Origin of the sequence: Caenibius sp. WL, assembly GCF_019803445.1 — a bacterium.
Classification (GTDB): Bacteria; Pseudomonadota; Alphaproteobacteria; order Sphingomonadales; family Sphingomonadaceae; genus Caenibius.
On sequence record NZ_CP081844.1, the window covers coordinates 1,444,899 to 1,458,974 of the forward strand.

At 62.2% G+C, this 14,076-nt stretch carries 12 protein-coding genes; 9 read left to right on the forward strand and 3 right to left on the reverse strand.

Annotated features, from left to right (window positions below):
- Positions 1 to 13: 13 nt before the first annotated feature.
- Entirely contained in the window at positions 14 to 913 is a 900-nt protein-coding gene (locus K5X80_RS06690) for a TIGR03619 family F420-dependent LLM class oxidoreductase (protein ID WP_222560068.1), read from the reverse strand.
- Between the two features lie 96 nt (positions 914 to 1,009).
- Positions 1,010 to 1,531 (reverse strand): glycine cleavage system transcriptional repressor, encoded by a 522-nt coding sequence (locus K5X80_RS06695; RefSeq protein WP_222560069.1) that lies wholly within the window; start codon positions 1,529 to 1,531, stop codon positions 1,010 to 1,012.
- Between the two features lie 192 nt (positions 1,532 to 1,723).
- Between K5X80_RS06695 and K5X80_RS06700 the strand changes: the two genes are divergently transcribed.
- From K5X80_RS06700 to K5X80_RS06730, 7 genes are all read left to right on the forward strand, one after another.
- The gene (locus tag K5X80_RS06700; RefSeq protein WP_222560070.1) at positions 1,724 to 2,149 is read left to right on the forward strand and encodes a hypothetical protein; all 426 of its coding nucleotides are present in this window, start codon (positions 1,724 to 1,726) and stop codon (positions 2,147 to 2,149) included.
- Positions 2,150 to 2,166: 17 nt separating this feature from the next.
- A complete protein-coding gene (locus tag K5X80_RS06705; protein ID WP_222560071.1) occupies positions 2,167 to 2,604 on the forward strand; it encodes a nuclear transport factor 2 family protein in 438 nt (145 codons plus the stop codon).
- 156 nt (positions 2,605 to 2,760) lie between these two features.
- A complete protein-coding gene (locus K5X80_RS06710; RefSeq protein ID WP_222560072.1) occupies positions 2,761 to 5,130 on the forward strand; it encodes an arylsulfatase in 2,370 nt (789 codons plus the stop codon).
- Positions 5,131 to 5,212: 82 nt separating this feature from the next.
- Entirely contained in the window at positions 5,213 to 6,448 is a 1,236-nt protein-coding gene (locus K5X80_RS06715) for a TetR/AcrR family transcriptional regulator (RefSeq protein ID WP_222560073.1), read from the forward strand.
- 105 nt (positions 6,449 to 6,553) lie between these two features.
- Entirely contained in the window at positions 6,554 to 7,474 is a 921-nt protein-coding gene (locus K5X80_RS06720; protein ID WP_222560396.1) for a formylglycine-generating enzyme family protein, read from the forward strand.
- Between the two features lie 19 nt (positions 7,475 to 7,493).
- On the forward strand, positions 7,494 to 8,324 hold the full coding sequence (locus K5X80_RS06725; RefSeq protein WP_222560074.1) for an esterase/lipase family protein: 831 nt from the start codon (positions 7,494 to 7,496) through the stop codon (positions 8,322 to 8,324).
- A gap of 78 nt (positions 8,325 to 8,402) precedes the next feature.
- Positions 8,403 to 9,716: a radical SAM protein gene (locus K5X80_RS06730; RefSeq protein WP_222560075.1), complete on the forward strand. Its 1,314-nt coding sequence runs from the start codon at positions 8,403 to 8,405 to the stop codon at positions 9,714 to 9,716.
- Between the two features lie 3 nt (positions 9,717 to 9,719).
- Here K5X80_RS06730 and K5X80_RS06735 read toward each other — a convergent pair whose 3' ends face one another.
- Positions 9,720 to 10,118 carry a hypothetical protein gene (locus tag K5X80_RS06735; protein ID WP_222560076.1) on the reverse strand — a complete coding sequence of 133 codons (399 nt, stop codon included), beginning with the start codon at positions 10,116 to 10,118 and terminating at the stop codon, positions 9,720 to 9,722.
- A 614-nt stretch (positions 10,119 to 10,732) separates the two neighbouring features.
- Between K5X80_RS06735 and K5X80_RS06740 the strand changes: the two genes are divergently transcribed.
- A complete protein-coding gene (locus K5X80_RS06740) occupies positions 10,733 to 12,850 on the forward strand; it encodes a YadA family autotransporter adhesin (RefSeq protein WP_222560077.1) in 2,118 nt (705 codons plus the stop codon).
- 106 nt (positions 12,851 to 12,956) lie between these two features.
- Positions 12,957 to 14,075 carry a DUF2827 family protein gene (locus tag K5X80_RS06745; RefSeq protein WP_222560078.1) on the forward strand — a complete coding sequence of 373 codons (1,119 nt, stop codon included), beginning with the start codon at positions 12,957 to 12,959 and terminating at the stop codon, positions 14,073 to 14,075.
- Position 14,076 lies beyond the last annotated feature (1 nt).

Genomic DNA, 14,076 nt, shown 5'->3' on the forward strand with positions numbered 1-14,076 from the left:
TTCCTCTCTTGTTTCAGTTATGCTTGGCAATGACGCGGTCGGCATAGCGGCTGATCGCATCCTTCTTGACGGAAAGTGTCGTGATATCCGCGCCTTCTGGCACGAACGCCTCCACCTCCCACGGGGTCGGGAACCACGGGATCGCGGTGGTATCGCCTACCCCGCCTTCGGCCAAGCGGCTGGCGGCATTGGCGGTCAGCGGTTCGATCAGCGACACGCAGGGGCGGAACCCTTCGACAGGCAGGCCCATTTCGCGGCGCATGTTGTGCATCCGCTTCACGATGGCGAGATTGTCGTCCACCGTGCCGGGCAGGCCGAGCCAGCCGTCGTTGGCCGCCGCGCGGCACAGGGCCGGGCCTGCCTTGCCGCCGACCCAGATGGGCACCGGTTCGGGCGGAACCGGGCGCAGAATGACGGAATCGAACTGGAAGAATTCGCCTTCGTGGCTGAGAATTTCACCTGCCCAGAGCTTGCGGCAGACGGCAAGGATTTCATCGAGGCGACGGCCCCGGCTGAGGAAATCGATTCCTGCTGCGTCATATTCTTCCTTCAGCCAGCCTGCCGAAACGCCGCAGACCACCCGGCCACCGGAAAAGGCGGCGGTGGTGGATACGGCGCGGGCCACCGTGAAGGGATCGCGCAGCGCGGCGAGGTAGATATTGGTCGCCAAATGGATCGTGCTGGTTTCCGCGCCCAGCAACGCCAGCGTGATCCACGGATCGGGCCACGGCGCTTCCAGCGGCCAGAACAGCTTTCCATCCGCTGTGTAAGGGTAGGGGGTTTCAATATTCGCGGGCATGATGAGGTGATCGGCATACGTCACCCCGTAAAAGCCGCATTCTTCCGCATGGCGGGCCAGTTCAACCAGTTGGTCGAGTTCGGACACCGCCATCATCGACAGCCAAAAACGCATCGATCTCTCCTTTACACGGAGGTGTAGAGCGCCGGGACGGGCAGGCCAAGGCAGAATGGCCGCCCGCTGCGCAAATATGGCCGTTGGCTGATGGCTCTATTGCGGCGGGGTGAATGTGAAATCGACCATGATCTCGCCCGAAATCGCTTCCAGCGCGGCTTGGATATCGTCAGTCGTCTTGCCTTGGGGGATCGTCACCAGTGCATTCATGCGGAACAGCAGTTCGCCGGAATGGGCGCTGTTTTCGGCGCTGGTGGAAAAGCGTTCGATGTTGACCGCCAGTTCGGCCAGAACCGCCGTGACCTCGCGCACAATGCCGGGGCGATCCTGCCCCACCAGTTCGACCCACAAGGGGGTGCCCTGTGCATCCGGCGTGTCCCCGGCCGGAACGATCGAGACGCGCAACCCGCTGGCGTCCACCGCGCGAATCCGGTCCTCCAGCGTGGCAAGGCGCGCAGGATCGAGCGCGACGAGGACCGAGCCGACATATGTCCCGCCCAGGCGGCTGAGATGGCTTTCCAGCCAGTTGCCACCCGCTGCCATCACCGCATCGGCAAGCGCCTGAGTCAGGCCGGGCCGGTCGCTTCCGACGACGGAAAGGATCACTCGCGCTGTCATGTCTCGTTCTCTCCCAAGGCGCTGCAAGCGCCCGCCCTGGCAGGGCTAATGGCTCATGCGCGCCCGTCAACGATAAAGCGCGGTGGGCAGGTGCTTGCAGCGCTTTCGTTCCGGGGACGGTGTGGTATGCGACACTGTTTCCGCGCGCAAAAGCACGGGAAACACAGAAACGATGGAGAGGAAAGAAGAACGATGGCGGCATCTGTTGCAAAGCTGGTATCCATTGGCGTGGCCCATGCGGAAATTGAAGGCACGCAGGACCTGGAAGCATTGCTGGCGACCATGGAGGGGGAACCGGTTTACGAGTTCCACCCGCTGGGCAAGCGGTTTCGCGGCATGGCCAACACCCGCCGCTACTACGAACATTTCATCGCCTATGTGCAGCCGCGCATTCGCGGGTCCGAGATGATCAGCGAATGCATCGGCCCTGCGGGCGTGGTGCAGGAATACAATGTTACTGCGCGCCACGATGGCGATGCGCAGCCTACGGTCCACCGGATCATGGCCATCCTCACGTTCGGGGAGAACGCGCTTTCGGGAGAGCGGATGTATTCGGACGAGAAGCTTTTCCGCCTGCTGGTCGGGCCGTTGTGGGATGAACTGGAACCGATCGGCTGAGAAAGGAGGGCGGGCACATGGAACAGGAGCTGGCCGAACTGCTCGCCATCCGGGCCATCGAACAGAATATCATCCGCTTCGCGCGGGCGATGGACGACCGCGATTGGGAGACCAACCGTGCTATCATGGCGGAGGATGTGGTGGCGGATATGGGCAGGGGGCGGCTTGAAGGGCCGCAGGCGGTGATCGACCTGATGCGCCTCTATCTCGACCGGTGCGCCGTGACCCAGCATCTGATCGGCAATATCGTGGTCAAGGTCTCCGGCAAAAGCGCCACCAGCCGCGCCTATGTGCGCGATATCCATCTGGCGGCGGAAGGTGGAGAGGAGACTTTCTACACTCTGGGCGATTATCACGACCGCTGGGAATGGCGCGACGGGGCATGGCTGATGATCGAACGGATCAAGCACAACCGTGCCAATGTCGGTTCGATAAGCCGCATTTTCGGTCTCTGACACCGCTCATCCGCGCTGCATGCCGAAAGCGTGCGATGCGGGTTGTCTAGTACGAGACTATGCAGTACTAAACCGGTATCGATCCGGTGGGCAATGGCGCGCGCCGGTCTGGTTTGGATGCGGGAAAGTCCCGTTGTATGGAGAGGGGCATTGGATATGCGGCGTTTCGTCATGGGTGATTTGCGCAGGGTTCTGACTGTGTCGGTGGGGGCGGTGGCCGTTTCCATGGGTGTTCAGGCCGCGGCCCAGCAGGCGCCCACCGGGCCTGCCTTGCCGCATGCGGAACAGCCTTTCGCGGGGAAGATCGGCAAGAGCTATCGTGATTCGACACCCGCTTTCCCGCAACAGCCCACGGCGCCCAAGGGCGCGCCGAATATCCTGCTGGTGATGACGGACGATGTCGGCCTGGGTGCGGCCAGCACGTTCGGCGGCCCGATTCCGACACCCAATCTCGACCGGCTGGCGGCGCGCGGGCTGATCTACAACCGCTTCCACACCACGGCGATGTGTTCGCCCACCCGCGCTTCGCTTCTGACCGGGCGCAATCATCACGCGGTGGGCAACGGCATCGTCGCCAATCTCACCACCGGCTTTCCCGGCTACAACAACCTCCTGCCCAAAAGCGCGGCGACCGTGGCGGAAGTCCTGCGCCAGAACGGCTACAACACCGCGATGTTCGGCAAGCACCACAATGCGCCGGAAGATCACGTATCGGCACAGGGACCGTTCGATCTCTGGCCCACGGGGCTGGGCTTCGAATACTTCTACGGCTTCATGGCGGCGGAAACCAACCAGTTCACCCCCGCGCTCTATCGCGGTGTCACGCCGATCCCGACTTTGAAGGATGGCGAAGTGCTCGATCATGCGCTCGCCACGGAAACGATCAACTGGATTCACAACCAGCGGGCCGTCGATCCGGACAAGCCGTTCTTCGCCTATATCGCCACCGGTTCGGCGCATGCGCCGTTGCAGGCCCCGGCGGACTGGATCGCGCGTTTCCGGGGCAAGTTCGATGCGGGCTGGGACAAGGTCCGCGATGAAACCGTGGCGCGGCAGAAGCGCAGCGGCATGGTGCCGAAATCGGCCGCAGTCACGCCGCGTCCCGATGGTATCCCTTCGTGGGCGAACATGACGGACGCGCAAAAGCGCATCTCCGCGCGCATGATGGAAGTCTATGCCGGGATGCTGGCCTATCAGGACAACCAGTTCGGCCGGGTTCTCGACGAACTGGATCGCATGGGCGAAGCGGACAACACGCTGATCGTGTTCATCGAAGGGGACAACGGCGCCGCGGCGGAAGGCGGTGTGCTGGGCAGCATGAACCCGATGTCCAATTTCGCCAACGGGACGCAGGAAGACGAAGCGCAACTGCTGGCCGATCTCGACAAGTTCGGCGGCCCGGATACGGTGGGCAACTACGGCTACGGCTGGGTATGGGCGATGAGCGCGCCCAACCCCTATGTAAAGCAATATGCATCGCATCTTGGCGGGGTGCGCAACGGCATGGTGATCTCGTGGCCGAACCGCATCAAGGACAGCGGGATACGCAGCCAGTTCGCGCATGTCACCGATATCGTGCCGACGCTGCTGGAGGCGGTGGGGATCGAAGCGCCGTCCTCGGTCAACGGCGTGGCACAGCAGCCGATCGACGGTGTCAGCCTGACGTACAGCTTCGCCGATCCGCGCGCGCCCGAACGGCACCGGACGCAATATTTCGAAATGATGGGCAATCGCGGCATCTATCACGATGGCTGGTGGGCGGGCACCACGCCCAAGCGCATTCCCTGGAGTTCCAGCCCCTATTCCGCCGGCGATCCGGCCGATTACAAGTGGGAACTCTATGATCTGACGAAGGACCCGGCGCAGTCGCGCGATCTGGCGGCGAAGAACCCCGCCAAGCTGGCCGAAATGCAGGAAATCTTCGATCGCGAAGCCAAGCGCAACAATGTCTATCCGCTGGATGACCGGATGGATCTGTCGCGTTTCGCCGCCGCCGGCGCGGCACAACGCCCGCCGCGGGACCGGTACACCTATTGGGGTTCGGGTATTTCCATTCCGTTCCTGCGCGCCGCGCCGCTGCTGGCGCGCTCGTTCACGATCGAAGCGGATGTCGAAGTGCCCACCGGCGACGCCAGCGGCACGCTGGTGGCAATGGGCAGCAAGTTCGGCGGATGGAGCTTCCATCTCGCGGGCGGGCGCCCGGTGGCCTACATGGCGGCGAGCCAGTTGCCGGGGGATCAGTCGTCAGTGGCGGCGCAGACCCCGCTGGCGCCGGGCAAAACCCGCCTGGTTTATGAATTCCGCTATGACGGCGGGCGCAATGCGGGCGGCGAAATCATCATTCGTGCCAACGGACAGGAAATCGGGCGCGGGCGTATTGCGCGCACGATTTCGAAGCCGCCGGAAATGACCGATACGTTCGATATCGGGTTCGACGCCGATACGCCGGTTATCGAAGGGGCCGCCGGGCAACCCTTCAACGGCCGGATCGACAAGGTGGTGGTGATTCCCGCAAAACCGCAATAGGGGGCGATCAGGAACAGGGGGCGATGCCGTGAGGGGACTTGCGGAATCGGCCTCTCCATCAGGGAAAGTCAGGCGCGAGTTCATGCAAAAGGGTGTCGATCGCCGCGAACGGATCATGCGGGCGGCGGGCACGCATTTCCTGAAGGACGGGTTCGAGCGGACGAGCATGGACCGCATCGCCGCCAGCGCGAGAGTGAGCAAGCAGGCGATCTACGAGCATTTCCGCGACAAGGAGGATCTGTTCGATCAGGTTGTCCGGGCGGACCTCGCACCTGTCTCCGTGCGCGAACTGAACGACAGAGGCGATCTGTTTTCCACCGCTGTTGCGGCGGCCGAAACGCTGTTCGAGGCCTTTGCGCGGCCGCGCAATTTCGGCCTGTTTCGCGCCAATATCGTGGCAACGCGGCGCTTCCCGCAACTGGCGGCCGATCTGCACGATTTTCGCCGCAGCCAGAGCCGTGCTTTCGGCCTCTATCTCGAACAGCAGGCGCAAGCCGGACTGATCGCCCCGATCGAAGGCAATCCGGTCGATCTCGGGACAAGACTGGGCGGAATGGCCGTGGAGGGCGCGCGCTATTTCCTCGGTTACAAGCCGCCCGCGCAGGCCGTGCGTCAGCTCCAGGCGCGGCTTGCGGCCGAAGTCTATTGCTTTGGCGTGGGCAAGGCGGTGGTGCCCGCCGGGCTCGACCCGCAGCCCGCCTATGCGCCGGTATTGCCCGAGCCGCCCGCCACGGTGCAGATGCGGATGAGCGCCGAACGCTTCGCCGCACTGTGCGATGCGGCGGCAGACGAATTTCTCGCCCAAGGGTTCGAAGGGGCGAGCCTCGATGCCATTGCGGCGGCCACCGGCGTCGGTCGGGCGACGATCTATCGCCGCTTCGGTGGCAAAGCGGGGCTTTTCGCGCATGTGATGGAGCGTGAAATCGCCGCACAATGGCAGGATATCGCCGAGCCCGAAGGCGATACGCCGCTCATGCGGATGGAGCGGCTGTGCCGGATCGTGCTCGATCTCCATCTCTCGCCGCGCTCGCTCGCGCTCTATTATCTGCTGGTGCAGGAAAGCGACCAATTCCCTGAACTGGCCCGCCGTTTCTACGATATGCAGATCGACCGGGTTGCGCGTCCGTTGCAGCGGATCACCGCATCGGCCGGAATGGCGCCGATGGCCCCGGCATTGCTGCGGATGTTTCATGCGCTGGCGGTTTTCGGCGTGCGATATGTGGTTTCGCTGCGCGCGGTGGACGATGCCGAACGCGCGCTGGTTTCGCGGCAGGCCGCGGCGATTTTCTGGCAGGGAATTTCCGGCCCTAGGACATAGGATAGGGCCGGCATGCAAATGCCTCTTGTGCATCGCACCGGCCTGTGATGTTCAGGTGGCGGAAAAAAGGATAGGGCGTTGGAAACGAAAACGGATCTCAAAGGCATGAAGAAGATTGCCGGCGGCACCTTCACGATGGGATCGGAACGCTTCTATCCCGAGGAGGCACCGCTGCGGCAGGTGCGCGTCGATACGTTCTGGATCGATGAAACCCCTGTCACCAATCGCGAATTCGCCCGCTTCGTCGAAGCCACCGGCTACAGGACCTTTGCCGAGACCGCGCCCGATCCGGCAGACTATCCGGGGATGGACCCGGCGCTGGCCACGGCGGGATCGTTGGTGTTCTTCCGCACGGCGACCCCGGTCGATACCAACGACTTCTCCCAATGGTGGCGGTTCGTGCCGGGGGCCGACTGGCGCCATCCCACCGGGCCCGATAGCTCGCTCGACGGGTTGGAAGATCACCCCGTGGTTCACATCGTCCACGAAGATGCGCAGGCCTATGCCGAATGGATGGGCAAGGCGCTGCCGACGGAAGCGGAATTCGAATTTGCCGCCCGGGGCGGGCTCGAAGGGGCGGACTACGCCTGGGGCGATGAACTGGCGCCCGGCGGGGCGATGCTGGCCAATTACTGGCAGGGCATGTTCCCGTTCGCCAACCAGATGCTCGATGGGTGGGAACGCACATCGCCCGTGCGGACGTATCCCGCCAACGGCTATGGCCTCTACGACATGATCGGCAACGTCTGGGAATGGACCGACGACTGGTACGGCCTGCCGCAGGTGGAAAAGAAGGCCAAGGGTGCCTGCTGCGTAGCGTCCAACCCGCGCGGGGGCCGCAAGCAGACAAGCACCGATCCCTGCACCCCTGCGGTGCCAATCCCGCGCAAGGTGCTCAAAGGCGGGTCGCACTTGTGCGCCCCGAACTATTGCCAGCGTTACCGCCCCGCCGCGCGCCACCCGCAGCCGCTCGATACGTCGACCAGCCATGTCGGTTTCCGCTGCATCGTGCGCGATCCGGATTGAGCGAGGCGGGCAGGGGGCCATGGCAAAGAAGACCCGGGGCAAGGGAGCGCAGGCTGCCGACGATCCGCTCCATCGCATGGCGGCGGAAACGCCCCAGGCGATCCGCGCGCCGGCCAAGCGCTGGGCGATGCTGGAACCTGTGCGTTTCGCATGGGAACTGGGTGGGCTGGCGCTGAGCAGCCCGTTGCTCGCCACCGCGCCGCGTGGCGATGGCCATCCGGTGCTGGTGTTGCCCGGCTTTGCGGCAAACGATTGCGGCACGCTGCTGCTGCGCCAGTATCTCGCCCTGATCGGTTATAAGGTGTTCCCGTGGAACCTGGGCTGGAATCTCGATCAGCACAGTGCGGGCAAGCATGGCGAATTCGTCGCCCGGCGGATCGAGGAGATCGCGGGCAAGGCAGGGCGCAAAGTCAGCCTTGTGGGGTGGAGCCTTGGCGGGGTCATCGCGCGTGAAGCGGCCAGGCGCGATCCGTCCCGGCTGCGCCAAGTTATCACGCTGGGCAGCCCGTTCGCGGGCAACCCCAAGGCGACCAGCCTGCCGGTCCTTTACGAAGTGATCACCGGCAACCGCATGGCCAGCCCGGAAAACCTGCGCCGCTATGCCGAGGGGCATCGCCCGCTTTCCGTGCCTTCGAGCGCACTGTTCAGCAAGAGCGACGGCGCGGTGGCATGGCAGAACTGCGTGAGCGAGACCGACGGCATCACCGAAAATATCGAAGTCGTCTCCAGCCACAGCGGTTTCGCCGCCAATCCGGCGGTGTTCTATGCCGTGGCCGACCGGCTGGCCCAGCACGAAGGGCAATGGCGAAAATTCACCGCCACGGGCCCTTACGCAGCCTTCTTCCGCTGATCTCTACCCGCCCGCAAAGGCGCGCGAAATTGATCCGTCTCAATGTCGGCGGGGGCGGCGCGTGCTCTACCGGGCCGCATGTGGCCTTATCTTCCTGTTCTGCTCGACCGGCCGGTGCCGCGCTACACCAGCTTCCCGACCGCGGCCGAATTTGCCGACGATATCGGGCCCGCCGATCATATCGCGGCGCTGAGAGCGGTTTCGGGCGATGTCTCGCTCTATATCCATATCCCGTTCTGTGAAGCGATTTGCTGGTATTGCGCGTGCAACACCGGCGCGGCGAACCGGCGGCAGCGGCTGGCCAGCTATCTCGATGCGCTGCGCCGGGAAATCCGGCTGGTGGCGCGCAATCTGGCGCCCGAGGTGCGCGTGCGCCGGATCGCGTTCGGCGGGGGCAGCCCCAACGCCATCGCGCCGGTCGATTTCGTCCGTCTGTTCGACGAACTGGTGCTGCGTTTCCCTCTGGTTGAGCCGGTTGTTTCGATCGAGCTCGATCCTCGCTCGCTGGTGGAGGAATGGGAACCGGTCGTGCGGGGTATCGGGGCCACTCATGCCAGTATGGGGGTGCAGACTTTCGCACCGCACTTGCAGGCGGCTATCGGGCGGGAACAGCCCATGCAGATGATCGCGCGCAGCACCGCCATCCTGCGGCAGGCGGGGATCACATCGCTCAATTTCGATCTGATGTATGGCCTGCCGGGGCAGAAAGATGTCGATCTGGCCGAAACACTGGCGCAGGCGGCGGCGATGGGGGCGGACCGGATTGCGCTGTTCGGCTATGCCCATGTGCCGCACCTGATCGCGCGCCAGCGGCGGATCGATGCCACGGCGCTGCCGGACAAGGCGGCACGTTTCGCCATGGCGCAGGACGGCTATCGCCAACTGGTGGAGGCCGGGTATCGCCCCGTGGGCTTTGACCATTTCGCCTTGCCCGGCGATCCGCTGGCACAGGCGGCCGTGGGTGGGCGGCTGCACCGCAATTTCCAGGGCTTCACCGATGATGCCGCGCCGGTGCTGATCGGTCTCGGGGCCTCCGCGATCAGCCAGTTTCCCGGCCTGCTGGTGCAGAACGAGAAGAACAGCGGCCGCTATCGCATGATGATCTCACAGGAAGGGCTGCCCTCGGCGCTGGGTATCCGCCGCACGGCGGACGACCGCCGCCGGGGTACGGTTATCGAGGGGCTGCTATGCCATGGGCGGGCGGGGGTTCCCCCCGCGCTGGCTCACCAAGCCGCGCCGGGGCTGGCCCCCTATTGCGATGCGGGGCTGTGCGCCTTTGCCGATGGCGAACTGGTGATCGCACCGGGCGGTCTGCCCTATGCCCGGTCGATCGCGGCGCAGTTCGATCCCTATCGCCAGCAATCCCCGCGCCAGTTCAGTTCGGCGATCTGACAGTTACATCGGACCGATGCCGAAAGCGGCGCGTTCCTTGTTGATGTGGCTGCGGCAGACTTCGCCCATCTTGATGATGTAGATCGCCGTGGGCGCATAGCCCGCCAGATTCTTGTCCGCGTAGGCCTGCGTGATCCGGTCGGCCAGCAGCGCGGAATTGGTCTGCAAGGCCACCAGGCATTCGGTCCGCCCCTTCTTGGCCAGCGCGTTGACCAGGGTATCGTCGACGAAGACATAATTGAGGCTGTCGTTGAGACCCTGGACATAAGCGGCCTTGGCTTCCGCCGTCAGCGCCATCCAGCCCTTGCTGTCGTTGACATAGCCTGCGGCCTGCGTGGGCGCGGCCAGCGTGGCGCCAAAGGCCCATGCGGCGATCGTCAAGGAAATGCGTGAATGGCTCATGATTTGCCTTCCCGGATTAAAGAGCGCTCAGCGGTGTTTCCCCCGATTATCAAGAAAAAGAGCCCGTTACCAGTGATCCCATACATGATGATCGCAATAATATTTCTTTTCCATTGCGGAATTGTGCGCAGGGGTGCGGTGGGAGACGGGGAGAATTCCCCCTGATCGCATAGAGAATGTATTTGTTGTTTATATTCTACAAATCCGGAAGGGAGTATACAGAATTCTTGCAGAAACCACGCAAATCCGCGTAAAAATATGGTTGTGAAATATTTAATTGCGGTGGCATTATAAATTTAAATTTCAAGGATTGATGGGTTTTTGGATTCTAAGGTTGACTCTGGCTCACCTATACTGAAGAAATACAAGCATAAGACCGGGGTGATTCCGGAAAGGCGTTAAACGCTTGAATCGGTTTTGAACCGCAGCCTGTAATCGTGGCTGTTCTGTGTCTTGGGGGATTTGAGGGGTGGGGCAATCGCTACCTTTTACCTTGTGTCATTCGCCACGCGCGGTTCGTGCGTGGCCCAAATCCGCTCATCCCGAAGTCATGATTTACGGTCGCGCAAAGAAAATAGCCGCTTTCCTTGGACTTTATTGATCGGAGAATTGACATGACACTTAAGCGTTCTCTCTTGCTCGGGGGCTCTGCTCTCGCAACATTCGCCGTGGCGGTGCCGGCATCGGCGCAGACCCTTGGTGGTGATGGCATCGGGGTTACCGACATTCTCGGAGCTCTACTCGGGGCCGGGAGCGGCGACCTTGATATGCTGGGGCAGGATATCATCGGCGTTGCCTCGCTGAGCGTGTCAGTCCTCGACGGTACCAATATCCTCGCAGCATCGATTAGCGCGACCGATCTGGCGGCCGGAACGATCAATGTCGGCACTCTGTCGGTGACCGGCGATACGGAAATCAGTGGGTCGTTAAGCGTGTCCGGCTCGACCACGACCAACGGTATTGGTAACACCGGCAACATCACCAACACCGGTAATATCCAGACCAGCACACTGTCGGTCACCGGCAACACGGAAATCGATGGCACGCTGGGTGTTTCTGGCTCGACCGCGACCAACGGCATCAGCAACACGGGCAATATCACGAATACGGGCAACGTGCAGACGGGGACACTGTCGGTAACGGGTTCGACGACGACGAACGGTATCAGCAACACCGGCAATATCACCACCAACACGCTCTCGGTGACCGGCTCGAGCAGTTTTGGCGGCGTCAGCACCACGGGTATCTCGAACGCTGGCGATTTTACCAACACTGGTAATATCAACAACACGGGTAACTATACCAGCCTTGGTGGCAACATTGGTACAACCAACGGTAACATTGGGACCGTCAATGGCAATATTGGCACTACCAATGGCAACGTTTATGGCGCGACCGGCAGCTTCGGCACGGCGGGTATCAGCAATGCCAACATCAGCAATGTCTCGGCAAGCAATGCGACGATCAGCACTGCGAATGTGAGCCAGGCAAATATCAGCAATGCTTCGATCAGCACGGCGAATATCAGCACAGCGAACGTTAGCCAGGCGAATATCAGCAATGCCTCGATCAGCACGGCCGATATCAGCACGGCGAACGTTAGCCAGGCGAATATCAGCAATGCCTCGATCAGCACGGCCAACATCAGCACGGCGAACGTTAGCCAGGCGAATATCAGCAATGCCTCGATCAGCACGGCCGATATCAGCACGGCGAACGTCAGCCAGGCGAATATCAGCAATGCCTCGATCAGCACGGCCGATATCAGCACGGCGAACGTCAGCCAGGCGAACATCAGCAATGCCTCGATCAGCACGGCCGATATCAGCACGGCGAACGTCAGCCAGGCGAACATCAGCAATGCCTCGATCAGCACGGCCGATATCAGCACGGCGAACGTCAGCCAGGCGAACATCAGCAATGCCTCGATCAGCACGGCGGATATCAGCACGGCGAATGTGAGCCAGGCGAACATCAGCAATGCCTCGATCAGCACGGCCGATATCAGCACGGCGAACGTTAGCCAGGCGAACATCATCAACGCCTCGATCAGCACGGCGACGATCAGCACGGCCAATGTTATCACCGGCAACATCAGCACGGCGAACGTTAGCCAGGCGAATATCAGCAATGCCTCGATCAGCACGGCGACGATCAATCAGGCCTATGTCGGCAATGCCTCGATCAGCAACGCGTCGGTCAGCAATCTGACGGTGAGTGGTGTGGCCAATATCAACACCGCGAACATCAGCAATGCCACGGTGACCAACACTCTGACGGTGGGCGGTCTGCTCAGCGCCAATGGCGGCATCACCACCAACGGCGCCAACATCAACGTGGGCAGCGGCAACGTGAATGTCGGCACGGTGCAGATCAACGGCACGACCAATCGCATCACCGGCCTCGCCCCCGGCGTGGCGCCGACCGATGCGGTCAACAAGAGCCAGCTCGATGCCGTTTACACCGAACTGGATGGCCGCCTCGATCGCCTCGAAAAGCGGCGGGACAAGGCATTCCAGGGTGTCGCGATGGGCTTCGCTATGAATGCCGCGCCGCTTAATCTCCAGAACGGCGAGTTCGGGATTTCCGGCGGTGTCGGTACGTTCGAAGGCGAATGGGCCGGTGCCGTGAAGGCGCAGGGCGTGACAGAAGGCGGGGTCGGCTTCGGCGCCAATGTCGGCTTCTCGAAGGACTCCTTCGGTGCGGGCGTGGGTGCCAGCATCAAGTTCTGATCCTTCAAGGGAAAAGAAGAGGGGGCCGGAGCATTGCTTCGGCCCTCTTTTCCTGTGTATCGCAGCCGTGTGATCGGGTGATGCACCCGATGCCCTGGGGAGGACTATGGCGGTTAAAGGCAAGACACAGCTCAAAGTCGGGATTACGATCGCGTCCGCGCAGGATGCCCAGGCCTTGCTGTGGGCCAACGGTCTCAGCCAGAATATCGTCTATCTCGCGCTGTTGTTGCAGCGCCTGCCGATCGTCGGCGAAGTGGCGCTGGTCTGCGATGCCCCCTCGCATGCGGTGGCCGATGGTTATGGTCTGCCGCTGTGGGGCGTGGAATATGCCGCCGCGCATTGCGATGTGGTGATCGAACTGGGCTCACGCTCATTCGGCGCGCCGCAAGTGGAGCGGTTGCGCGCGCATGGCGGCAAGATCGTCAGCTTCGTCGCGGGCAATGTCATGGCGTTCAATTTCGAAACGCTGGCTCATGGCAAGGGCGCGGGGGAAATCCTCGTCAAGCATCAGTTCGATGCCGCGTGGCTGCTGCCGCAGCACTGGCATATGTGCCGATCCTATTGCGCGACGGTCGGGTCGCCCAATGTCCACGAAATTCCCGTGCTGTGGGACCCGGTCTTTCTCAACCAGACCGCCGCGCTGCTGCGCAAGAACATCTTCTGGCGGGCACCGGAAAGCGGCAAATACACGTTGGGCTGCTTCGATCCCAATATCAACGCGCTCAAGACTTTCCATTTCCCCCTGCTGGTGGCGGAAGAAGCCTATCGCGCCGACAAGAGCCGGATCGAAAAACTGCTGTTGTTCTCCGCCATGCATCTGAAGGACACACGCCACGTTACCGAGATGATCCTCGCCACCGACATCGGCAAGGACGGCCGCATTTCGTTGGAGGAACGGCATCCGCTGGCGCGGGTAATGGGCAATTATGTGCACGCGGTGGTGACCCACCAGTGGGAAAACAAATGCAACTACCTCTATTATGAAGTGCTCTATCTCGGCTGGCCGCTGATCCACAATGCGCCGAGCTTGCGCGATGCGGGCTACTATTACGAACAGTTCGATCCGCAAGGCGGCGGCCAGGTGTTGCAGGAGGCTTTGCAAGGCCATCCTGAAATCCGTGTCCGCCAACGCGATGCCATTCGTGAAGCCTTGTGGAATGTCAGTATCGACAACCCGGCCAATCAGGACCGCTACAGCGATCTGTTGTTGCAGGTGATGGGGTAAA

What these genes read in the sequence shown, in the direction of transcription:
- K5X80_RS06690 (WP_222560068.1), bottom strand. Translation starts at nt 913, where the DNA reads ATGCGTTTTTGGCTGTCGATGATGGCGGTGTCCGAACTCGACCAACTG.
- K5X80_RS06695 (WP_222560069.1), bottom strand. Translation starts at nt 1,531, where the DNA reads ATGACAGCGCGAGTGATCCTTTCCGTCGTCGGAAGCGACCGGCCCGGC.
- K5X80_RS06700 (WP_222560070.1), top strand. Translation starts at nt 1,724, where the DNA reads ATGGCGGCATCTGTTGCAAAGCTGGTATCCATTGGCGTGGCCCATGCG.
- K5X80_RS06705 (WP_222560071.1), top strand. Translation starts at nt 2,167, where the DNA reads ATGGAACAGGAGCTGGCCGAACTGCTCGCCATCCGGGCCATCGAACAG.
- K5X80_RS06710 (WP_222560072.1), top strand. Translation starts at nt 2,761, where the DNA reads ATGCGGCGTTTCGTCATGGGTGATTTGCGCAGGGTTCTGACTGTGTCG.
- K5X80_RS06715 (WP_222560073.1), top strand. Translation starts at nt 5,213, where the DNA reads ATGCAAAAGGGTGTCGATCGCCGCGAACGGATCATGCGGGCGGCGGGC.
- K5X80_RS06720 (WP_222560396.1), top strand. Translation starts at nt 6,554, where the DNA reads ATGAAGAAGATTGCCGGCGGCACCTTCACGATGGGATCGGAACGCTTC.
- K5X80_RS06725 (WP_222560074.1), top strand. Translation starts at nt 7,494, where the DNA reads ATGGCAAAGAAGACCCGGGGCAAGGGAGCGCAGGCTGCCGACGATCCG.
- K5X80_RS06730 (WP_222560075.1), top strand. Translation starts at nt 8,403, where the DNA reads ATGTGGCCTTATCTTCCTGTTCTGCTCGACCGGCCGGTGCCGCGCTAC.
- K5X80_RS06735 (WP_222560076.1), bottom strand. Translation starts at nt 10,118, where the DNA reads ATGAGCCATTCACGCATTTCCTTGACGATCGCCGCATGGGCCTTTGGC.
- K5X80_RS06740 (WP_222560077.1), top strand. Translation starts at nt 10,733, where the DNA reads ATGACACTTAAGCGTTCTCTCTTGCTCGGGGGCTCTGCTCTCGCAACA.
- K5X80_RS06745 (WP_222560078.1), top strand. Translation starts at nt 12,957, where the DNA reads ATGGCGGTTAAAGGCAAGACACAGCTCAAAGTCGGGATTACGATCGCG.